The sequence below is a fragment of the Vibrio chemaguriensis genome (genome assembly GCF_012275705.1).
Taxonomy (GTDB): Bacteria; Pseudomonadota; Gammaproteobacteria; order Enterobacterales; family Vibrionaceae; genus Vibrio; species Vibrio diabolicus.
In genome coordinates, this window is sequence record NZ_SHOE01000009.1 from 153,368 (window position 1) to 174,932 (window position 21,565).

Consider the following 21,565-nt stretch of genomic DNA (forward strand, 5'->3'; position numbering starts at 1 on the left):
GAACGTTTGCTTTATGCGACTATGTACGGCAGGAAGATTTAGACAGCTACAAGGAGGTCTTGTGAATAAGGCCATAGAAATCAAGAAACTTGGATGCCTAGAAGTATTAAAGACTTCGGTTCCTTACACTCAAGACCCAACACGTTTGTTCCATACCATTTGTGAGAACAAAAGAGATAGCTTGCTTCTCGAATCCGCTGAAATTGATTCGAAACAGAATCTAAAATCACTTTTAATCGTAGATTCAGCGGTGCGCATCGTTTGTTACGGCCACACTGTTAGCATGCACGCCTTGACCAACAACGGTAAAAACCTACTGTCTCACCTAAACCAGAACATCCGTGGTGACGTTGAAAGTAAGTTCGATGGCAAAACGCTGACTTTGGAGTTTAGCCAGCCATGCGACACGTTAGATGAGGACTCTCGACTACGTGAAGCTTCTTCTTTTGACGCACTACGTTTAGTGCAACACAGCTTCGATATTTCACAGCAAGACAAACACGCTATTTTCCTTGGCGGTCTGTTTGCCTACGACTTAGTCGCAAACTTCGAGCCGCTTGGTAATGCAGAAGCAACCAATCAATGTCCAGATTACGTTTTCTACGTCGCCGAAACACTGCTGGTTGTCGACCATCAAACGGAATCTTGCCAGCTTCAAGCGACGTTGTTTGTTGACGGTTCAGAGAAAACAGCGTTAGAGACTCGTATTGCAGAAATCTGTGCACAATGCGCAGCGCCAAAACTGCTGCCAAATGCAGAGCAAATAACAGATGTAACGGTAGAGCCTAGCGTGTCTGATGCAGACTTCTGCCAAACTGTTCGCGACTTAAAAGAGTTCGTAGTGAAAGGCGATGTGTTCCAAGTTGTACCATCTCGCCGATTCACTCTACCTTGCCCTTCTCCACTCGCGGCTTACAAAGAACTGAAACAAAGTAACCCAAGCCCTTACATGTTCTACATGCAAGATGAGCTGTTCACTTTGTTTGGCGCATCACCAGAAAGCGCGCTTAAGTACGAAACCGACACCAACCAAATTGAAATCTACCCAATTGCAGGCACACGTCGCCGTGGTAAACGCCCGAATGGAGAGATCGATTTCGACCTAGATAGCCGCATCGAACTTGAACTGCGCACCGACATGAAAGAAAACGCAGAACACATGATGTTGGTTGACTTAGCACGTAACGACGTCGCTCGTATTGCTCAAGCTGGCACTCGCCACGTCGCAGACCTACTAAAAGTCGACCGCTACAGCCACGTAATGCACTTAGTATCTCGTGTGGTTGGTCAACTGCGTGAAGACCTAGACGCCCTGCACGCATACCAAGCTTGTATGAACATGGGCACGCTCACTGGCGCACCAAAGATTCGTGCAATGCAGTTGATTCGCGATGTAGAAGGCGCACGACGCGGTAGCTACGGCGGTGCTGTGGGTTACCTTACCGGCGAAGGTACACTCGACACATGTATCGTAATTCGCTCAGCTTACGTTGAGAACGGCATTGCTCAAGTTCAAGCAGGCGCAGGCGTTGTGTTCGACTCAGACCCACAAGCGGAAGCAGACGAAACGCGCGGTAAAGCACAAGCGGTAATCTCTGCTATTCAAGCAGCGCATTCTCAACCTACGAACAAGGAGTAGCAGACATGGCGAACATCGTATTCATCGATAACTTTGACTCGTTCACCTACAACCTTGTGGATCAATTCCGCTCGCTAGGTCACTCAGTCAAGATTTACCGAAACAACATCCCAGCAGAAACCATCGAACAAGCGGTAAACGAGCTTGAAAACCCAGTGGTTCTGCTATCGCCAGGCCCTGGTGCACCGTCAGAGGCAGGCTCAATGCCAGAACTTATCCTACGCATGAAAGGCAAAGTTCCGATGATCGGTATTTGTCTTGGTCACCAAGCGATTGTTGAAGCGTACGGCGGCACCGTCGCTGGCGCGGGTGAAATCATTCACGGTAAGGTCTCTATGATGGAGCACCAAAACCATGCGATTTACCAAAACCTACCATCACCACTTGCGATTGCACGTTACCACTCGCTGGTTGCGACCAAGGTTCCTGAGAGTCTAACCATCACGGCAGAAGTGGATGACTTGGTGATGTCTGTTGTACATGAAGAAGATAAAGTTTGCGGGTTCCAGTTCCACCCGGAATCTATTATGACGACCTACGGAGCAACACTGTTGGCCAATGCCATTGAATGGGCGCTTGAAGAATCAACTTCAGTGAACCCACTCACTGCTTAAAAAGCACTTGGCACATAAGAAATTTAGGAGAGGAAATATGGAAGCAATCATCAACCCTATTATTACCAAACTGTACGAGCAAGAATCGCTTACTCAGGAAGAGAGCCAACAGCTGTTTGACATCATCATCCGTGGTGAACTAGACCCAATTTTGATGGCATCAGCACTGACTGCACTAAAAATCAAAGGCGAAACGCCAGATGAAATTGCAGGCGCGGCCAAAGCACTGCTGGCAAATGCAAACCCATTCCCTCGCCCAGATTACGATTTCGCAGATATCGTAGGTACGGGCGGCGACGGTCACAACACCATCAATATTTCAACCACCGCGGCATTTGTTGCTGCAGCATGTGGTCTAAAAGTGGCAAAGCACGGCAACCGCAGCGTTTCAAGCAAATCGGGTTCTTCTGACCTTCTTGATTCATTTGGTATCAACCTAGCCATGAGCGCAGAAGATACGCGCAAAGCGGTCGACGATATCGGTGTTGCTTTCCTATTTGCACCTCAATACCACGGTGGTGTGCGCCATGCTATGCCTATGCGTCAAACCATGAAAACACGCACCATCTTTAACATTCTTGGCCCACTGATTAACCCTGCTCGTCCTAATATCGAATTGATGGGCGTTTACAGTGAAGAACTGGTTCGTCCTATCGCAGAAACCATGCTACAAATGGGTATGAAGCGCGCCGCTGTAGTACACGGCAGTGGCTTGGATGAAGTAGCGATTCACGGTGAAACAACCGTTGCCGAAATCAAAGACGGTAAGATCACAGAATACAAACTAACGCCTGCAGACTTCGGTCTAGAAGCACACCCACTAGAAGCGATCAAAGGTGGCGATCCTGAAGAAAACAAAGCGATCATTACCAATATTCTGACAGGTAAAGGTACAGACGCACAATTGGGCGCAGTGGCAGTGAACGTAGCTCTGCTAATGCGTCTATTCGGCCACGAAGATTTAAAAGCCAACACGCAACAAGCGATTGAGGCAATGAATTCAGGCAAGGCGTACCAATTGGTACAACAACTTGCCGCACACGCTTAAGGAATTGAAGAAGATGACTGACTTCAACACTCAGCAAGCTGACAATCTGTCTGAACACGTTTCTAAGAAAGAAGCAGAAATGGCAGAAGTACTGGCGAAAATTGTCCGCGACAAATATCAATGGGTAGCAGACCGTAAGGTGTCTCAACCGCTAAGCACATTTCAGTCTGATTTACTGCCATCGGATCGCAGCTTCTACGATGCACTGAGTGGCGAAAAGACAGCATTCATCACCGAATGTAAGAAGGCATCTCCTTCTAAAGGTTTGATTCGTGATCACTTTAACTTGGATTACATTGCATCGGTTTACAACAACCATGCTGATGCAATTTCAGTCCTAACTGACGAGAAGTACTTCCAAGGTAACTTTGACTTTCTTCCTCAAGTGCGTGGTCAAGTCAAACAACCAGTTTTGTGCAAAGACTTCATGGTAGACACCTACCAAGTTTACCTAGCACGTCATTACAGTGCTGATGCCGTACTTCTGATGCTTTCTGTCCTCAATGACGAAGAGTACAAAGCGCTAGAAGAAGCAGCTCACAGCCTGAATATGGGCATTCTGACCGAAGTCAGCAACGAAGACGAGCTTCATCGTGCCGTTAATCTAGGCGCACGCGTTATCGGCATCAATAACCGTAACTTGCGCGACCTAAGTACCGATTTGAATCGTACTAAAGAATTGGCACCGACCATTCGCGAACTGGCACCAAACGCGACGGTAATTTCAGAGTCTGGCATTTATACGCATCAACAAGTTCGTGATTTAGCGGAATACGCAGACGGCTTCTTGATTGGTAGTTCGCTGATGGCGGAAGACAACCTTGAACTTGCAGTACGTAAAGTGACGTTAGGCGAAAACAAAGTGTGTGGCTTAACGCATCCGGATGATTCAGCAAAAGCATATCAAGCTGGCGCGGTATTTGGTGGCCTGATTTTTGTCGAGAAGTCGAAGCGTGCGGTCGACCTTGAAGGTGCTCGCTTAACCATGAGCGGTGCTCCACTGAATTACGTTGGCGTTTTCCAAAATCACGATATCGATTTTGTTGCATCCATGGTGACCTCTCTGGGTTTGAAAGCGGTGCAATTGCATGGTCAAGAAGACCAAGCTTACGTAAACCAACTCAAAGCCGAACTGCCAACAACAGTAGAAATTTGGAAAGCTTATGGCGTGACTGATGCCAAGCCAGAACTGCTTGCAGACCACATTGACCGCCATCTATTAGATGCTCAAGTTGGCACCCAAACTGGCGGAACTGGTCAAGTGTTCGACTGGTCACTGATCGGCGACCCAAGTCAAATTATGCTAGCGGGCGGACTGTCGCCAGAAAATGCTCAACAAGCAGCGACACTCGGTTGCTTGGGGTTAGATTTAAACTCTGGTGTAGAAAGTGCACCAGGCAAAAAAGATTCACAGAAGTTGCTTGCGGCATTCACCGCCATTCGCAACTACTAAAGCTGGATATCAGCTAAAAAATTTAAAGCTATTCGTAGCGAAAAATACGAGAAGGAATATAACGATGGCAAAACTGAATGCCTACTTTGGCGAATACGGCGGTCAGTACGTTCCGCAAATTCTAGTTCCTGCATTGGAGCAACTAGAGCAAGCGTTTATCGACGCGCAAGAAGATCCAGAATTCCGCAGTGAGTTCATGACGCTTCTTCAAGAGTATGCGGGCCGCCCAACGGCTTTAACTCTAACTCGTAACCTAACTAAAGGTACGAAAACCAAACTGTACCTAAAACGTGAAGACCTGCTTCACGGTGGTGCCCACAAGACTAACCAAGTGTTGGGTCAAGCGCTACTAGCGAAACGCATGGGCAAAAACGAAATCATCGCTGAAACTGGCGCAGGTCAACACGGTGTTGCAACCGCACTAGCGTGTGCACTACTTGGCCTTAAGTGTCGTGTTTACATGGGAGCAAAAGACGTTGAGCGTCAGAGCCCGAACGTATTCCGTATGAAGCTAATGGGCGCAGAAGTCATTCCGGTTCACTCAGGTTCAGCGACACTTAAAGACGCATGTAACGAAGCGCTGCGCGACTGGTCTGCAACTTATGAAGATGCGCACTACCTACTAGGTACAGCAGCTGGTCCTCACCCATTCCCAACCATCGTGCGTGATTTCCAACGAATGATCGGTGAAGAAACTAAGAATCAGATTTTGGCACGTGAAGGTCGTCTTCCTGATGCAGTTATCGCGTGTGTGGGCGGCGGTTCAAACGCGATTGGTATGTTTGCTGACTTCATCGAAGAAGAAAGCGTTCGCCTCATTGGTGTTGAGCCAGCAGGTAAAGGTATCGATACTGACCAACACGGTGCACCACTTAAACATGGCAAAACGGGCATCTTCTTTGGTATGAAAGCGCCATTGATGCAAGATCCAAACGGCCAAGTTGAGGAGTCTTACTCTGTATCTGCGGGTCTTGATTTTCCTTCAGTTGGTCCACAGCACGCACACCTAAACGCAATTGGCCGTGCAGAATACGACAACGTAACTGACGACGAAGCGCTCGAGGCATTCCAAGAACTGGCTCGCAGCGAAGGGATCATCCCAGCTCTAGAGTCTTCTCACGCTCTAGCTCATGCATTGCGCATGGCTCGTGAGAATCCTGAGAAAGAACAACTATTGGTCGTAAACCTATCTGGTCGTGGTGACAAAGACATCTTCACCGTACACGCCATCCTAGAAGAAAAAGGAGTGATTTAATGAGCCGTTATGAGAAGATGTTTGCGCGTCTAAACGAAAAAAACCAAGGCGCATTTGTACCGTTCGTAACGGTTTGCGATCCAAACGCAGAACAATCTTACAAGATCATGGAAACCCTCGTTGAGTCTGGCGCAGACGCCCTTGAACTTGGTATTCCATTTTCAGATCCGCTTGCAGATGGCCCAACCATCCAAGGCGCTAACATTCGTGCGCTAGATTCAGGCGCAACACCGGATATCTGCTTCGAACAAATTGGTAAGATCCGAGCTAAATACCCAGATCTGCCTATTGGCCTTCTGATGTACGCGAACCTTGTTTACTCTCGTGGTATCGAGAACTTCTATGAGCGTTGTGCAAAAGCAGGCATCGATTCTGTTTTGATTGCAGACGTACCAACCAATGAAAGTGCAGAGTTTGTTGCAGCAGCAGAGAAGTTTGGTATTCACCCAATCTTCATCGCACCACCTACAGCCAGTGACGAAACACTGAAGCAAGTATCAGAACTGGGTGGTGGCTACACTTACTTGCTTTCTCGTGCTGGCGTGACAGGTGCAGAAACCAAAGCAAATATGCCAGTTGGTCACATGTTAGATAGATTAAACCAGTTCGATGCACCACCAGCGCTGCTTGGCTTCGGTATTTCTGAACCAGCACAGGTGAAACAAGCAATAGAGTCTGGCGCAGCAGGGGCTATCTCCGGCTCAGCTGTGGTGAAAATCATTGAAGCGAATGTCGAGCAGCCACAAATTATGCTCGATAAACTTGGTGATTTTGTGTCAGCGATGAAAGCTGCCACTCAGAAATAATTTCCATTTGATGTAACGCTATAGCGCCCGCTTAACATTCTGTTTAGCGGGCGTTTTCTTGTATGGCGTTTATACCATATCATTTTTTATTCAACGCCCGCACTTTCCAAACCAATCTAAAGCAGAGCAATCAAAGAGTGATAAACTTTGCCACTTAACCAGCACAAATAATAGCTAGAGCAGGATGCAGTAAGGTTGCACATGGAAGAAGTCAAAGCATTATTAGCCAAATGTCCTGTATTATCAGGGCTGCCCGAGAAAGGACTTAGTGAAGCAGCACAAATAGCTAAAGTTCGCTGTTTCGACGAAAAAGCACTGATTTGCAATAAAGGGGAACCTCAATCTTCTCTTATGGTCATTGCACAGGGTGCCGTACGAATTAATTCGATGAGTTCAAAAGGCAAAGAAGTCACATTAATGATTTTCGAGGCAGGAGGCTGGTTTGGAGACAATGTTTTTTCTCCCGGCATGCCCCGTATTTTTGGCGCAACCGCGCATTCGGGCGTGACCTTACTGGAACTACCTGGTGATAAGTTTCGCCAATTACTCGCCAAATATCCTCAAAGTTACCCTACGATTCTCGACTTACTTAGCCGCCGCTTATGGTCTGCAATTTCTGTTATCGAAGATGATGCGATTAGAGGAATCGAAGAGCGGATTGCAAGAAGGTTGCTGTTGCTTGCTGAATACCAACACAACCAAGCTATCAATACTCAGCCGTGTGTCGTGAGAGTGACTAGAGAGCATATCGCCAACATGATGGGGCTAACTCGTCAAAGTGTTCATAAAGTACTAAAAAACTTAGAGAGTATTGGGATGCTAGAACTGAAATATGGTTCAGTGACCATTACCAATCCAAAACGCTTAGAAGCGCACATAAAACAACTCGAACAATAGAGTAAACAGATAGTTCATGTGTACACGCTAGCGAGAGATTGCCATCTTCTATTCTTGAGTAACGTGCACAACACCACTCGCTCCAGACAAGTGGCGCTGTAACCCAAAGTTCATTGAATTGACTAAGCCACATTCAATTCAGATTTCAATTCACGCTTTAAAATCTTTCCTGTCGCACTCATCGGGAGATGCTCACGAATTTCAACATAACGAGGATATTTAAAAGAGGCTAACTGCTCTTTGCCCCACTTTTGTAATGTTTCCGCGTCAATGTACTCTCCCGGTTTAAGCACAACGTAAGCTTTTATCTCTTCGCCATACTCTTCATTTGGAATCCCTATCACCGCTACCATTGAGATTGCAGGATGAGTCATAAACACTTCTTCAATTTCTCTAGGGTAAACGTTAAATCCACCTCGAATGATCAGATCTTTCATTCTATCGACGATAAATAGATTACCTGAGCTGTCAAAACGGCCAACATCACCAGTATGGAACCAGCCATTTTGTAGCGCGGATTCAGTGACTTCCGGGCGGTCAAGGTATCCCTTCATAACATTATGCCCACGCACAACAATCTCACCTTCTTCACCGATCGGTAGCGCATTGCCTTCAATGTCGACAACTTTTACTTCAACGCCTTGAATCGGTTGACCTACCGATCCTGGTATACGTTCCTGATCTAAATGATTAAAACATGCAATAGGACTTGTTTCTGATAACCCGTATCCTTCAAGAATTGGGACATTAAATTGTTCCTCAAAGGATCTAAATATTTCGGTTGGCAACGGGGCTCCACCGCTGATAGCAACACGTAGTGAGGATGTATCAAATTGGTGTTGGACATGAAGCAAACCGATATACATCGTTGGCACCCCAGCAAACAACGTCACTTTGTGTTTTTCCATCAGCTCAAGAACATGTTTAGGCTCAAACCTAGGCACTAACACCAAGGTTGCCCCGCCCAAAACACTAGCATTTAAGTGGACGGTTTGACCAAAGGTATGAAATAAAGGCAAAGTTACTAAGTGAATATCATCGGCCTGGCTGCCCATAATGTTTTGTGCCACCAGAGCATTCATTATGATGTTCTGCTGCGTCAGTTCAGCTCCTTTTGGTAAGCCTGTCGTCCCTGATGTATACAAAATAACACAAGTATCATCTGCGTTACGCGGTACATAATCTGACAATGGTTCTGCATCCGCTATAAACGCATTGAGAGTTGGCACACCATTCCATTCGTTTTCACTTTGAGATTGAGTCATCACGACCATATTTTCACATATATCAGCCTGCTCAAACGCTTTAACCCCCTCTTTTGCCATTGGCAGTTCTGCTGTCCCTTCAAAACAGAAGTAAAACTTCGCTTTTGAATCTTCTAAGTGATACTTAATTTCTCGCGCTTTCAAAAGCACATTTAATGGGACAGCAACCGCGCCAGCTTTTTGTATCGCATAATAAACAAACGCGAAAAAAGGAATGTTTGGGCATGAGAGCGCAATACGATCGCCCGGAACGACCCCTTTGTTGATTAAAGATGCCGCGATCTTTCCGGTAATCGCATCAAACTGCGCATAAGTTATCTCGACATCACCACATATCAACGCCGTCTTATCTGGTTTACTCGCAGCATTTCTTTGTAATGCAGCAGCAAGATTCATCATAATCGCTTCACCTCTTACTTGTTGATTTTCGTTTTATCGGCTCGGGAGCATTAACAGAGAGAGCACTCCCCTACACTAAAATGTTGGTACTTAATATTTGTCTCGCCCATTTCTGATTAACATTATGTTTACAATGCAATCAAAACTAAGAATGTAAAACAATTAACATTTCACAAAGCTAATTGGTAAAAGTGTGAGCTTGAAAGAAATTAATTGTTATAAATATCAATCCAAGTCACGCAAGACGCAGACTACGCTCGCAAACACAAAACTCATCTCAGTTAACAAAAAACAAACAAGAAAAAGAAATAAACAAAAACAATTACACAGCTAAAAGGCATAACAAAAATCAATAGCAAACGTTTGCCATTGAACAAAACTTTATCGTTCGTCAATAAAATATCGATTAATCCATCAATAATACCTTGCTGCATATTGCCAATTGTAAACGATAAGTGTAAAAAGCAAGGCGAGATAATTATCCATAAAACCATTTATGGTTAGTGGGTAATTTTAGGATTTTACATTTTATTAGCACAGAGGTTATGGAAGTGTTAAAAGAAAAGAGTTTGCTAAACAACATTGGCGTACAAGTCGTAATCGCCATGATCGTGGGCACAGCCGTTGGTGCCATGATGGGTCATGATGCGACAGTGTTCGCTCCTTTAGGTGCTATCTTTATCAACTTAATCAAAATGTTGGTTATTCCTTTGGTCGCTGTAGCCTTGATTTCTGGTGCAGCTGGTCTTGGGAACAGCCAGTCAGCAGGTAAAGTTGGCATCGTCACTCTAGGTTATTTTGGTTTAACATCCGCCCTAGCCGTTGCGCTTGCACTATTTATGGGTGAAGTATTCCAACCAGGCATGGGTATCGACGTCTCTGGCGTTGAAGGAATGTTCTCAGCAGAATACGCTTCAAAAGGTGAACTACCTACTTTCTGGGCAACCATCACTGGCATGATCCCAACCAACGTTTTCCAATCACTAAATGAAGCAAACATCCTACAGATCCTCGTTTTCTGTATGTTCTTTGGTATTGCAATTTCTAAGCAAGCAAAAGAGCGTCGTGAGCCAATCATTAATGGTGTTAACTGCATCGTTGACGCAATGGTTTGGATGATCAACAAAGTGATGATCATTGCCCCTATCGGCGTGTTCGGTCTGATGGCAGAAGCAGTCGGTACATTCGGTTTTGGCGCACTAATGGTGGTATTCAAACTGTTCGTTGTTTACGTTGCCGCAATCCTAATCTTCGGTTTCGTTGTTTACCCAGCAATGGTGCATATTTTCACCAAGACATCAGCGAAGAAGTTCCTGTCTTCAATGAAAAAGCCACAAGCTGTTGCGCTTTCAACGGCCTCTTCTATGGCGACACTGCCTGTCACAATGGACACCTGTGAAAAAGAACTGGGCGTAAAAAATTCAACCGCGTCATTTGTTCTGCCTCTAGGCGCAACGATCAACATGTCAGGTAATGCGATTTACTATGGCTTGGTTGCTATCTTCTTTGCTCAACTGTTCAATATCGACCTAGGTATGGGCGCTTACATTGCAATTATCGTAACGTCTACATTGGGTGCGGTTGGTCAAGCGGGTGTTCCTGGTCCTTCTTTCCTAGTGGTTGCCGTACTTCTTGCCGCTGGCATTCCAATTGAAGGTCTACCACTGCTATTCGCTCTTGACCGTATTTTCGATATGATTCGTACAGCACTAAACATCACTGGTGATGCAGCATGTGCAGTTATCGTTGATGCGCTAATAGAAGAGGAAGCGGCAGAAGCTGAGCTTAAAAAGCAAGAAGCTTAGTCCTTTCTCGAATGAACTAAAAACCGCTCACTATGAGCGGTTTTTTTGTCTTTTCTTGCATTACGTAACTATACAAATAGAAACCAATAGCATAAATTTATCAAAATGATATAAACCATTACAAAATATAAAAAACGTCAGAACTAGGTTATATCATGAGTCTTAAGCTGTCTTTGGAGCCCCTCGCCAGTACAGATTTGCCGATCGAATCAAAACAAAAGGCGCTGGTTGACACGGTTCTTCTTACTCTTACACCGCAAGAAAGGTCTTCTCTTTTTCAACAAGTTGCTTTGTATAGAATAAAGCTTCTTAAATCCCTCTTTCCTAAATACGCATCTAAGAGTCTGTCCGTACTGTTTGAATTAATGGATTATCGAAATTTAGTACAGCAGTATCCAACGCCTTTCTCCGAAGAGGCGCTCTTAATTGAACAAATTGCCGCAGATTGTTACCCGCATTGGATGGTTTTCTGGTGTGAATGTGAGATTGCTGCGATCAAGCAAAAGCACCCTTTAAATGAAGCGACAAGACCAACTCAGCTCTCGTTTGACGACCGCGACTATTCAAGCATATTGATCGAAGATATTGCCGAATGCGACCTAAAGGTAACACTGCCAAATCACGCTGCATTAATGCCGATTTCCGAAGCAATCACACTGAGCAATCTTGAGCTCTTCGTCCAAACTGAACAATGGTTTGAGATATTGCCTCTATTATCACTCTCGCAGAAAGGTCAACACTTTGTGCTATTGTTCAAGCAGTCATCTACACCAATCATGGTCTCCTCCGCTTTGGTGCAAAACTGGCACCAAAGAAATACCTGGCTCAGCTATTCATCACCATTTAGTAGTGAGCAATGGCAGTTTTGCCTTCCTGATTATGGCTACATTACTCTTAATCAATTAGGCCTTTTTGGAGGTAACGATCTAACTCGCCAACGGACTCTTATTGAATTTGATGCGCAGTTCCAATCTCACTTGAAAAACACTGAAGCGGTTTGCGAAGTGCTGCGTCTGACAGTGGGTGGCAACATCCAACAAAAACTGTACTTTTTGTATTTGGCACAAAAAGCATTGATGAGTGAGCTATATAAAGCAGGCTATAAGCTCAGCTTTACCATTATTGAACAAATATTTATGTTAAATTTCTATCAATCTATTGATTTAGAGGCCTACTTTCACTCAGGATACCGCGACATTAACGGTGACGGTACCAAGACATACCGCGGTTTCTGGAATTTAGGTATGATGGTTGAAGCATTTCAAGACATACAGTTTCGCGACTACAAACACCGCGTACGAACAAAAAGAATTGATGAAAAGGTGAATGAACATGCTTGATATTCATCTTCACGGCCTTTTTTATCCAAAAGCAATGACGCTATACGCCACTGTACTGGTGGTGTTCGCTTGGTTGTTATATTACTGCTATCGCCTAAAACAGAAGAGTGAAACGATTTTAGGCTCGCATCATGCGCCGTACATTGCTTATTCTAGTTGCATCATCGTTTGGATCAGCAGCAACGCATACTTCCATACCGACTTATTGCCGGAGTTGGGCTCCGCTGGCGGTATTTTTATGGCTAAGTTGGCGAACTTGGCGTCATTCTTTGCCTTTGCATTCGCGTTCTATTTTTCTTGCCAGCTAGCGGCTGATATCAAAAAAACTGCGGTCAAAGCCTGGCAAAAAAATCGTCTTTGTGGCACTAGCAACGTACTCGCTTTACATCAACTTAGTACCAAACCTTACTGTCGAAAATGTCACCATTAGCGGCCCAAGCCAGTTCGTGATCGAGTTTGGTCCCCATACCTCATATTTCTTTATTAGTTTGCTGACATTTGTTGTATTAACCCTGCTGAACTTGATTACCATGCGAGCGAACAGCAGCAAACTCACGCTGGCAAAAAGTAACTATATGATCGCCGGCATTTTGGTCTTCATGTTATCAACTGCAGTGATACACCTTGGAATGACTTACTTCCTTGGTGACTTTTCCTTAACCTGGTTACCACCAGCACTTTCAATTAGTGAAATGTTGTTTGTAGGCTATGCCCTGCTTACCTCTCGCTTTTATAGCGCTAAATACCTCACATACTTAACCGTTAGCGCGCTGTTTGTCTGTGCCATTTTCGTCCTCCCGCTGGGCGCAATATTTATTCCTATCTCAGAAGATAACCAATGGCTTGTAGCGGTGCCTTTATGCGCACTCATCGGTATCACTTGGCACTTGCTTTACAAACGCGTCAGTCGTTTCGCGTCCTATTTTATTTATGGGAAACGACATACACCCGTTCAACAAATTCTTGGATTAGAAGAGGAATTTAAACGCTCAATAGATGATGCAATGCGCCAGTTAGCAGCGTTACTGAATATACCAAATAATAAATTGCAGCTCGTCACCAGCAGTTACACCGAAACGTTTTATGAAGATTATCTGCCGTCAAGCAAGTCTGTTCTCGTGCTTGATGAACTGTCTGAAGAAATTGATTATGCCTCCTCGTCTAAAGGCTCAATGCGCAAGCTCTACGAACGTATGCGATCCAGCAATACGGCGCTCGTAATGCCTCTTTTTGGTCGTGGAAAGTCCGTTACGCACTTACTGATTTCTTCACACAAAATGGATAATAAGCTGTTTTCTAATGAAGAAATTTCAGCATTGCAAACCTTATTAGTTCGCATCCAGAGCACCATCGAGGCCGATAGAAAAGTACGCCAAAGCCGTGCGCTCGCTAACTCTATTGCGCATGAAATGCGTAACCCTCTCGCTCAAGTTCAATTACGATTTGAAGCTTTAAAACAGCATATCGAATCAAACGCTTCACTTGAGACGTTAAAGAGTGAGATTGATAAAGGAGAAGCAGCGATTCAGCGTGGTCGCCAACTCATCGACATTATTTTGCGAGAAGTCAGCGACAGCTCACCAGAGCACGAACCCTTAACTATTACGTCTATACATAAAGCTGTCGATCAAGCGGTCAGCCGTTATGGCTTCGAAAACGATCAAATAATTGAAAGGATCAATCTGCCCCAAGAGCACGATTTTGTCGCGAAATTAAACGAAACTCTGTTTAACTTTGTCATTTTCAATTTGATTCGCAATGCTATCTACTATTTTGATTCTTATCCCGATAGTCAAATTGAGATTCGTAGCCAAACGGGGGCCTACGAAAACATTCTGGTCTTCAGAGATAGTGGCCCTGGCATAGATAGCAGTATCTTACACAAGATATTTGACGACTTCTTCTCGTTTCAAAAAAGTGGCGGCAGCGGCCTTGGCTTGGGCTACTGTCAACGCGTTATGCGCTCTTTTGGTGGACGAATTGAGTGCCAGTCTGAATTGGGCGAATTTACAGAGTTCTACTTGTATTTCCCGGTCGTTCCAAACGCACCCAAGCCAGAGACGTTGAGAACACCGGACTTCAATGGCTGGAAAGTAAATGCACCACATTCTGAACCTCGCACAGCCCAACACGTACAAGTAAGTAACGATGCACCAACAGTGCTCATTGTTGATGACAAAGAGGTGCAGCGTACTTTGGTTCAAATGTACTTAAAAAGGCTGGGAGTCAACAGCTTACAAGCAAATAATGGCGCTTCTGCGGTGGAGCTATTTCAGTCGCACAAGATTGATTTGGTGCTTATGGATGTACAGATGCCAGTGATGAATGGATTTGACGCAAGCCAACGAATTAAGCAAATTGCGTCTTCCGTTCCGATCATCGCACTATCTGGAGAGTCTGGAGCCAAAGAGCTGGAGCTCATTGCGAAACTCATGGATGACAGACTTGAAAAGCCAACCACGTTAAATGCGCTCCAAACCGTCATCAAGCGCTGGTTGCAACATGAGAGTTTTGCTACTTCCAACACTTTCTAATTTGCGAAGATAAAACTGGCACTAGATGTGCATTACTGAAGTAAATCGAATTATCCAGAGGGTCAAGCAAGCTGCAAATGGTTAGCGGATGAGCTTGATAAGGAGATCGCCATGTTACTTCATCGACACACATACTACGGCTTGATTCATCATGGAATCAAAGCACTACTACTCGATCGCTTAGGCCACTATACAGAAGAAGAATACCATCAGTATTTGAGCCTGATGACCGGCAAATCCACTTGCTTTACGATGTCTCTCGAAGAGCTTGAAGCAACCGTTGATAACCTGTTACGTGAAGGCTATTTAGAAGATTTCAAAACGCTTATTTCTCAATATCAACGTGTTGCTTGAATCTTAAATTCTATCAACTCAATTGCCGCTCTATCGCGGCAATTTTTATGCCTTCGATTTACTACTTCATCTTTGCGAAATGTTGCTTGTTGTATCATTCAGTCAGGGGATTACTTCTCTTACCTCTTACCTTGACGGTATTCACATCTTGTCAGATTCCGTTAGACTGTCTTCAATTCACTAATTAGGTAGATTTTGCCACCATGAAGCAAATCCTAGATTTTATCCCACTCATCGTCTTCTTCGCTTTGTACAAGATGTACGACATCTACGCAGCAACAGGAGCGCTGATCGTTGCAACGGCAATTCAGCTTGTCGTCACCTATGCTCTTTATAAAAAAGTCGAGAAAATGCAGCTAATTACGTTCGTTATCGTGACGATATTCGGCAGCATGACCCTTTTCTTCCACGACGACAATTTCATAAAATGGAAAGTCACCATCATTTATGTGATTCTCGCTATCGGTTTAGCAGCGAGTCACGCAATGGGGAAATCAGCCATCAAAGGCATGTTGGGCAAAGAAATTTCACTACCTGATGCTATTTGGGCGAAGATCAACTGGGCTTGGGTCGGCTTCTTCTCATTCTTTGCTGGTCTGAACATTTATATCGCTTACGAGCTACCACTGGATGTTTGGGTCAACTTCAAAGTATTCGGAATGTTGATTGCGACATTTGCCTACATGATTGCGACTGGCTTCTACATTTACAAACACATGCCAAAAGAACAAAAAAACAACTCATCCGATGTGTCGACTGATGATTAAAAACTCAGTTTTGCTATAATCCGCGCACTTTGCAGCGACCTTCGGGTCGCTGTTTTGCTCCATGTATCACTAAACCGATCAAACGGCATACCGGAATCAGACCATTCTTGCTGCTGTAAACCAACTTTCTCTGGTCCGGTGTCTGCGGTTTTTTTAAGGACCTTTGGTTCTAGGTATTTACTATGTTGGCGCTTAGTTTGAGCGCCTTTAAGATTTAGGATGTCACAATGAGTCAAGAAATTAGCTCTCCGAGAGGTCAACTGCTGCTTCGTACCCTTGCAATGCCTGCCGATACTAATGCCAATGGCGATATTTTTGGTGGTTGGATTATGTCTCAGCTCGACCTAGCAGGTGCGATTCTAGCCAAAGAGATCTCTTCTGGTCGCGTTGTTACCGTTTCAGTGTCCAGCATTACCTTCAAGAAGCCTGTAGGTGTTGGCGATGTCGTTTGCTGCTATGGCGAATGCACTAAGATTGGTCGCACCTCAATGAGTGTCGATCTGGAAGTATGGGTCAAGCCGGTAAAAGCACACGGTGTCGGCGAGCGCTTCATGGTTTGTGATGCGACTTTCAACTACGTAGCCATTGACAGTGAAGGCAAACCACGCCCAGTTCAGAATTAGTCAACCTACAGCGCTAACTGTTAGAAAGGATCTCACATTTTCTGTTGTTCACTTGTGAGAGACACAAAAAAGGCGTTAAATTAACACTTTACCCTACCAATTAAGGAACTATGCTATGTGGTATGTCATCTTTTCTCAGGACGTCGAGAACTCGCTGGAAAAACGCATGAGCGTTCGCCCGCAACACTTGGAGCGCTTACAAAAGCTTCAAGACGAAGGTCGCCTTCTTACTGCTGGTCCTATGCCTGCGATAGACTCTGACAACCCAGGAGAAGCTGGATTTACGGGCTCGACTGTCATCGCTGAGTTCGCCTCTCTAGAAGACGCTAAAGCGTGGGCAGAAGCCGATCCTTACGTAGCGGCTGGTGTTTACGATAATGTCATCGTGAAACCGTTCAAAAAAGTGTTTTAATTTATGAAAAAATTACTGTGTCTTTTCTTGGCATTTGGTGCGTTAGCGGGCTGTTCATCTACCGATGATAATCAACGCCAGCTTGAGCTATTGGCATCAAACCGAGCGGGAGTCTTGTCCGCAGGTCTCCCTTTGGAATACGGTCCACTGCAGATAATGCGTGTCTCATCCAACAAAAATGTTGTTGAAATGATGATGATTTATAACGATGACGCACTCGGTGCAAAGCCGTTAAATCAAGTACTGAATACCAGTATCTACACCTATTGCAATAACCCGGAAGTTCGTAAGCAAATTGATATGGGCTTAATGTACCGTATTAAAGTGCGTAACTCTCGCGGTCAGTTGATGGCAGATGAGTTGGTTTCCGCGCAAACTTGTACTCAAATGAAATAGTCACAGTGAGTGCGTTGTTTTCGATACGAGTAATTCATCCGCTATTGCGGGATAGTATAACGACGAGAATGAACGGCTAAGAATAGAAAAACGGAGACAACGGTCTCCGTTTTTATTTGCTAAAAAGGTGCCTTACGCCAGCTCAGCACGAAGTTTCTTTGCCGCTGACACGAGGTTCGCCAATGCCGCTTCTGTCTCTGCCCAGTTACGTGTTTTCAGACCACAGTCTGGGTTCACCCACAAACGTTGTACCGGAATCTTTTCTGCCGCTTTCTTTATTAGGCTTTCAATCCACTCTTCCGTCGGAATGTTTGGTGAGTGAATGTCATAAACACCTGGACCGATTTCGTTCGGGTAATTGAACTCTTCAAACGCTTTAAGCAGTTCCATATTTGAGCGTGATGTTTCAATGGTAATCACATCCGCATCGAGCGCTGCAACAGAATCGATGATTTCATTGAACTCGCTGTAACACATGTGAGTGTGAATCTGAGTTTCTGGTTTTGCACTCGCTGCTGAGATCTTAAATGCATTCACCGCCCATTCTAAGTACGCTTTGTGATCGCGCTTTTTCAACGGCAGACCTTCACGAATCGCAGGCTCATCGATTTGAATGATATTGATGCCTGCATCTTGCAAATCAGAAACCTCATCACGCAGTGCTAATGCCAGTTGTTGCGCGATTTCTTGACGAGTGATGTCTTCACGCGGGAACGTCCAACATAGAATCGTCACTGGGCCAGTTAACATGCCTTTCATCTGCTTGCTGGTTAGCGATTGTGCGTACGTCGACCATTCAACCGTAATCGGCTTTTCACGCTCAATGTCGGCAACCACAATGGCTGGTTTCACACAGCGCGAACCATAACTCTGTACCCAACCAAACTTCGTCGTTTGGAAGCCCGCCAAATTCTCCGCGAAGTATTCCACCATGTCGTTACGTTCTGCTTCACCATGCACAAGTACATCTAGGTCGAGCGCTTCTTGGCGTTTTACGGCATCCGCAATGTGTCCTTTAAGTGCGTGGATATAGTCGGACTCAGATAACTGACCAGTACGATAAGCACTGCGCTGAACACGGATTTCACCTGTTTGAGGGAAAGAACCGATGGTCGTGGTTGGCAACAAAGGTAAACCCAACACTTCAGCTTGATGCGCAGCACGCTCCGCGTAAGGTGCGCTGCGCTCGGCAAGTGACGCTGTAATACTGTTTAAACGAGCTTGCACTTGGGGCTTATTCACATGTGTTGCCGTTTTACGTGCTTTGATTGGCTGGCTATAGGTATCACAAGCGAGAATCGCATTTTGATCACCGTCGAGTGCTCGGCCAAGCAAAGCGACTTCTGTCACTTTTTGTTTTGCGAATGCAAACCAGCTTTTCACTTCTTCACTTAGCTCTGTTTCCAGTTCCAGATCAACTGGGCTATGTAATAGAGAGCATGAACTCGCAACCCAAAGGTTGTCGCCCAGCTTTTCTTTTACTGGCTGTAGACGTTCAAGTTGCGCACTCAAATCCGAGCGCCACACGTTACGACCGTTGACCACGCCAGCAGACAGCACCCACCCCTCCGGTAGTTTGGCAACCACGTCGTCAAGCTGCTGAGGCGCGGCAGATAAATCGATATGTAAACCATCCACTGGTAGCTTTACAATTTTGTCTAGCGTATCGCTTATAGAGTCAAAGTACGTCGTTAGCAGCACTTTTACATCGCTTCGAATCACTTGGTACGCTAGCTTGAACGCATCAGCCCACTGACTTTCAAGCTCTAGTGACAAAATTGGCTCATCAATCTGAACCCACTCAACACCTTGACTTGCGAGCTTTGCCAAAATAGCTTGGTAAGCCGTAAGCAATCGTGGCAGTAGCGTCAGGCGATCGAACCCTTCTTCTACCTCTTTACCTTCTTTACCTAAGTAAAGATAACTGACTGGGCCAAGCAAAACTGGCTTCACTTTATGCCCAGCTTGGGTTGCTTCGTTGACTTCTTCAAACAGTTGAGGCCAACTCACTTCAAATGTATCGTCCTTGCTAAATTCAGGTACGATGTAGTGGTAGTTTGTGTTGAACCATTTAGTCATATCCGATGCTGCAGCGCCCGCACAGCCGCAACCCGCTTGAGATTGACCGCGACCCACTTTGAATAGCGTATCCAAATCAGGGAAACCGTCTGCGTGACGTTTTGGCACGTGACCCAGTAACAACGTGGTCGTCAGTACATGATCGTACCAAGCGAAATCGCCAGCGATGGTAAAACTCAAGCCAGCATCTGTTTGTGTTTGCCAGTTTTTAGCGCGCAGATCTGCCCCAACCTTTTTAAGCTCTGCTTGATCAATTTCTCCGCGCCAGTATTTTTCCTGAGCGAATTTTAATTCTCGTTTTTCACCGATGCGTGGATAACCTAGTACGTGCGTTGTTGTAGCCATGTCCCTATTCCTTTTTCAATCTTGTTCAATTTGTTTAAGTCAGAGCATCTTTCGTCATGAAAGATGTCTGGATGGCTAAACTATCACTCTCATCTGCGGTTTGAACAACGTCCATTTATTCAACTTGTTTATTAAAAAAATTCATCATGAGGCGACATGATTCGCAAATAAACACAACAAACAGACGTCTAGACGTTTACATATCCATTTTTTGTCGTTAAGTTATTTATACGATTGCTATTCTGTTCATAGCGAGCAACAAAGGATGAAAGGAATTCATGATAGAGCTAAAACATTTGCGGACACTCACTTCGCTTCGAGACACCGGCTCTCTAACCGCGACCGCGACCGCGTTGCATCTCACTCAATCGGCCTTGTCTCACCAGATCAAAGATTTAGAGGCACGGATTGGGGGACAATTATTCCTTAGAAAAACTCGTCCGGTAAAGTTCACTTCAGAGGGAGAAATCCTATTGCGTCTTGCAGAAGATATTCTTCCCAAACTCGCAAGAGCAGAAAATGATTTGGCAAGCTTGAAAGAAGACGTCAATGGTCGGTTGCATATGGCGATTGAATGTCACTCATGTTTCCAATGGCTCATGCCTGCTCTTAGGGAATATCAACTTGCCTGGCCTAGCGTAACACTGGATTTTTCATCAGGTTTTGGCTTTGAACCACTTCCTGCACTGTTAGCTGGCGAGTTGGATCTCGTTATCACGTCAGATATTCAACCTCGTTCTGAAGTGCATTATGAACCTTTATTCGACTTTGAAATGCGCTTAATTACCGCGACCAACCACCCACTGGCGGAAAAAGAAGTTATTGATCCGCGAGATCTCGCAGATCAAACCATGCTCTCTTATCCGGTTCAAAAACAAAGGCTAGACGTCGTAAAACACTTCTTGCAGCCAGCGGGTGTAGAGCCCGCCAAATGGAAGCAAGCCGACAATACTCTGATGTTAGTGCAAATGGTCTCCGCAGGATTAGGGGTTGCAGCACTGCCAAATTGGGCGATTTCTGAATTTTCGCGCCAAGGCCTTATTACCAGTAAACCTTTTGGCCAAGGCTTATGGCGTCGCTTATTTGCTGCAACGCGTCACTCAGAGAAAGATAAACGTTACTTACAAGCCTTTTTCGCAACCGCAAGGCTACAATGTAAAAGCCACCTTGACGGAATCAAGATGGCTTAGGGATATGGATTAAGAAAGGTTTAGCGTTGATATGCTTTAAATTGGTTGGTCAATGGATCGTACTGATAACCAAGCATATCAAGCTTGCCTACGACGGACTCTACATCCATTTCATACACCGATACTAACTCGTCAAAACTGTCGCACTCTAAACGTAGCTTTTCATTGACGATACCTAGCAAAATAATGCTGTCCAAATTACCTACATTGCTTAAATCCATCGCGACTCTCCTCTTCGACAAGGTATATAAACAAGCGTAGACGTAATCACGTGAATTTAAAGTGAGCGCGATCCAAAACGTGAGTGCCTTATACTCAAGCAACTTAGAAAGGACTTGAGTACA

The 21,565-nt window shown here is 45.1% G+C and carries 18 protein-coding genes and 1 pseudogene; 16 read left to right on the forward strand and 3 right to left on the reverse strand.

Going from position 1 to position 21,565, the window contains the following annotated elements:
* Positions 1–61: 61 nt before the first annotated feature.
* The 7 genes from EX191_RS10925 to EX191_RS10955 all read left to right on the forward strand — a co-directional run bounded on the left by EX191_RS10925 (position 62) and on the right by EX191_RS10955 (position 7,712).
* Complete coding sequence (locus tag EX191_RS10925; RefSeq protein WP_193447741.1) at positions 62–1,639, forward strand: anthranilate synthase component 1; 1,578 nt, start codon at positions 62–64, stop codon at positions 1,637–1,639.
* Between the two features lie 5 nt (positions 1,640–1,644).
* Entirely contained in the window at positions 1,645–2,253 is a 609-nt protein-coding gene (locus tag EX191_RS10930) for an aminodeoxychorismate/anthranilate synthase component II (protein WP_193447742.1), read from the forward strand.
* 37 nt (positions 2,254–2,290) lie between these two features.
* Positions 2,291–3,301, forward strand: a complete 1,011-nt coding sequence (trpD, locus tag EX191_RS10935) for an anthranilate phosphoribosyltransferase (protein WP_193447743.1) — start codon at positions 2,291–2,293, stop codon at positions 3,299–3,301.
* A 13-nt stretch (positions 3,302–3,314) separates the two neighbouring features.
* Entirely contained in the window at positions 3,315–4,754 is a 1,440-nt protein-coding gene (trpCF, locus tag EX191_RS10940) for a bifunctional indole-3-glycerol-phosphate synthase TrpC/phosphoribosylanthranilate isomerase TrpF (RefSeq protein WP_193447744.1), read from the forward strand.
* A gap of 64 nt (positions 4,755–4,818) precedes the next feature.
* On the forward strand, positions 4,819–6,009 hold the full coding sequence (gene trpB / locus EX191_RS10945) for a tryptophan synthase subunit beta (RefSeq protein ID WP_005394827.1): 1,191 nt from the start codon (positions 4,819–4,821) through the stop codon (positions 6,007–6,009).
* Positions 6,009–6,815, forward strand: coding sequence for a tryptophan synthase subunit alpha (gene trpA, locus EX191_RS10950; RefSeq protein ID WP_065646052.1), 807 nt, complete (start codon positions 6,009–6,011; stop codon positions 6,813–6,815). The genes trpB and trpA overlap by 1 nt, the downstream gene beginning before the upstream one ends.
* 201 nt (positions 6,816–7,016) lie before the next feature.
* On the forward strand, positions 7,017–7,712 hold the full coding sequence (locus EX191_RS10955) for a Crp/Fnr family transcriptional regulator (protein WP_006743300.1): 696 nt from the start codon (positions 7,017–7,019) through the stop codon (positions 7,710–7,712).
* A 122-nt stretch (positions 7,713–7,834) separates the two neighbouring features.
* On the opposite strand, the gene EX191_RS10960 is transcribed toward EX191_RS10955, so the two are convergent.
* Positions 7,835–9,376, reverse strand: a complete 1,542-nt coding sequence (locus EX191_RS10960) for a long-chain-fatty-acid--CoA ligase (protein ID WP_005394831.1) — start codon at positions 9,374–9,376, stop codon at positions 7,835–7,837.
* A 545-nt stretch (positions 9,377–9,921) separates the two neighbouring features.
* On the opposite strand from EX191_RS10960, the gene EX191_RS10965 reads away from it, so the two are divergent.
* From EX191_RS10965 to EX191_RS11000, 8 genes and pseudogenes are all read left to right on the forward strand, one after another.
* Complete coding sequence (locus tag EX191_RS10965) at positions 9,922–11,181, forward strand: dicarboxylate/amino acid:cation symporter (RefSeq protein WP_012841620.1); 1,260 nt, start codon at positions 9,922–9,924, stop codon at positions 11,179–11,181.
* Positions 11,182–11,336: 155 nt separating this feature from the next.
* Positions 11,337–12,521 carry an acyl-homoserine-lactone synthase gene (locus tag EX191_RS10970; RefSeq protein WP_193447745.1) on the forward strand — a complete coding sequence of 395 codons (1,185 nt, stop codon included), beginning with the start codon at positions 11,337–11,339 and terminating at the stop codon, positions 12,519–12,521.
* Positions 12,514–15,055, forward strand: a pseudogene (gene luxN / locus EX191_RS10975) (quorum-sensing autoinducer 1 sensor kinase/phosphatase LuxN). The gene EX191_RS10970 and the pseudogene luxN overlap by 8 nt, the downstream one beginning before the upstream one ends.
* A 111-nt stretch (positions 15,056–15,166) precedes the next feature.
* Positions 15,167–15,409, forward strand: a complete 243-nt coding sequence (locus EX191_RS10980) for a hypothetical protein (protein ID WP_193447746.1) — start codon at positions 15,167–15,169, stop codon at positions 15,407–15,409.
* Between the two features lie 203 nt (positions 15,410–15,612).
* On the forward strand, positions 15,613–16,176 hold the full coding sequence (locus EX191_RS10985; RefSeq protein ID WP_005392849.1) for a septation protein A: 564 nt from the start codon (positions 15,613–15,615) through the stop codon (positions 16,174–16,176).
* Between the two features lie 227 nt (positions 16,177–16,403).
* Complete coding sequence (gene yciA, locus EX191_RS10990) at positions 16,404–16,799, forward strand: acyl-CoA thioester hydrolase YciA (protein ID WP_005392848.1); 396 nt, start codon at positions 16,404–16,406, stop codon at positions 16,797–16,799.
* Positions 16,800–16,914: 115 nt separating this feature from the next.
* Positions 16,915–17,211, forward strand: a complete 297-nt coding sequence (locus EX191_RS10995; RefSeq protein ID WP_005392847.1) for a YciI family protein — start codon at positions 16,915–16,917, stop codon at positions 17,209–17,211.
* Positions 17,212–17,214: 3 nt separating this feature from the next.
* The gene (locus EX191_RS11000) at positions 17,215–17,607 is read left to right on the forward strand and encodes a GspS/AspS pilotin family protein (protein ID WP_048625727.1); all 393 of its coding nucleotides are present in this window, start codon (positions 17,215–17,217) and stop codon (positions 17,605–17,607) included.
* A gap of 132 nt (positions 17,608–17,739) precedes the next feature.
* Here the strand turns inward: EX191_RS11000 and metE are convergent, their stop codons facing one another.
* Positions 17,740–20,031: a 5-methyltetrahydropteroyltriglutamate--homocysteine S-methyltransferase gene (gene metE / locus EX191_RS11005; protein WP_193447747.1), complete on the reverse strand. Its 2,292-nt coding sequence runs from the start codon at positions 20,029–20,031 to the stop codon at positions 17,740–17,742.
* A gap of 278 nt (positions 20,032–20,309) precedes the next feature.
* Between metE and EX191_RS11010 the strand changes: the two genes are divergently transcribed.
* Entirely contained in the window at positions 20,310–21,221 is a 912-nt protein-coding gene (locus tag EX191_RS11010; protein WP_193447748.1) for a LysR substrate-binding domain-containing protein, read from the forward strand.
* A gap of 20 nt (positions 21,222–21,241) precedes the next feature.
* Here EX191_RS11010 and EX191_RS11015 read toward each other — a convergent pair whose 3' ends face one another.
* Complete coding sequence (locus EX191_RS11015) at positions 21,242–21,442, reverse strand: DUF4250 domain-containing protein (RefSeq protein ID WP_005392843.1); 201 nt, start codon at positions 21,440–21,442, stop codon at positions 21,242–21,244.
* Positions 21,443–21,565: the final 123 nt, after the last annotated feature.

Excerpts from the sequence above, each read along its gene's own strand:
- yciA (WP_005392848.1), top strand. The coding sequence starts at position 16,404 with ATGAGTCAAGAAATTAGCTCTCCGAGAGGTCAACTGCTGCTTCGTACC.
- metE (WP_193447747.1), bottom strand. The coding sequence starts at position 20,031 with ATGGCTACAACAACGCACGTACTAGGTTATCCACGCATCGGTGAAAAA.
- EX191_RS10930 (WP_193447742.1), top strand. The coding sequence starts at position 1,645 with ATGGCGAACATCGTATTCATCGATAACTTTGACTCGTTCACCTACAAC.
- trpA (WP_065646052.1), top strand. The coding sequence starts at position 6,009 with ATGAGCCGTTATGAGAAGATGTTTGCGCGTCTAAACGAAAAAAACCAA.
- EX191_RS10980 (WP_193447746.1), top strand. The coding sequence starts at position 15,167 with ATGTTACTTCATCGACACACATACTACGGCTTGATTCATCATGGAATC.
- trpCF (WP_193447744.1), top strand. The coding sequence starts at position 3,315 with ATGACTGACTTCAACACTCAGCAAGCTGACAATCTGTCTGAACACGTT.
- EX191_RS11000 (WP_048625727.1), top strand. The coding sequence starts at position 17,215 with ATGAAAAAATTACTGTGTCTTTTCTTGGCATTTGGTGCGTTAGCGGGC.
- EX191_RS10960 (WP_005394831.1), bottom strand. The coding sequence starts at position 9,376 with ATGATGAATCTTGCTGCTGCATTACAAAGAAATGCTGCGAGTAAACCA.
- EX191_RS10985 (WP_005392849.1), top strand. The coding sequence starts at position 15,613 with ATGAAGCAAATCCTAGATTTTATCCCACTCATCGTCTTCTTCGCTTTG.
- trpB (WP_005394827.1), top strand. The coding sequence starts at position 4,819 with ATGGCAAAACTGAATGCCTACTTTGGCGAATACGGCGGTCAGTACGTT.
- EX191_RS11015 (WP_005392843.1), bottom strand. The coding sequence starts at position 21,442 with ATGGATTTAAGCAATGTAGGTAATTTGGACAGCATTATTTTGCTAGGT.
- EX191_RS10995 (WP_005392847.1), top strand. The coding sequence starts at position 16,915 with ATGTGGTATGTCATCTTTTCTCAGGACGTCGAGAACTCGCTGGAAAAA.
- EX191_RS10965 (WP_012841620.1), top strand. The coding sequence starts at position 9,922 with ATGGAAGTGTTAAAAGAAAAGAGTTTGCTAAACAACATTGGCGTACAA.
- trpD (WP_193447743.1), top strand. The coding sequence starts at position 2,291 with ATGGAAGCAATCATCAACCCTATTATTACCAAACTGTACGAGCAAGAA.
- EX191_RS10970 (WP_193447745.1), top strand. The coding sequence starts at position 11,337 with ATGAGTCTTAAGCTGTCTTTGGAGCCCCTCGCCAGTACAGATTTGCCG.
- EX191_RS11010 (WP_193447748.1), top strand. The coding sequence starts at position 20,310 with ATGATAGAGCTAAAACATTTGCGGACACTCACTTCGCTTCGAGACACC.
- EX191_RS10955 (WP_006743300.1), top strand. The coding sequence starts at position 7,017 with ATGGAAGAAGTCAAAGCATTATTAGCCAAATGTCCTGTATTATCAGGG.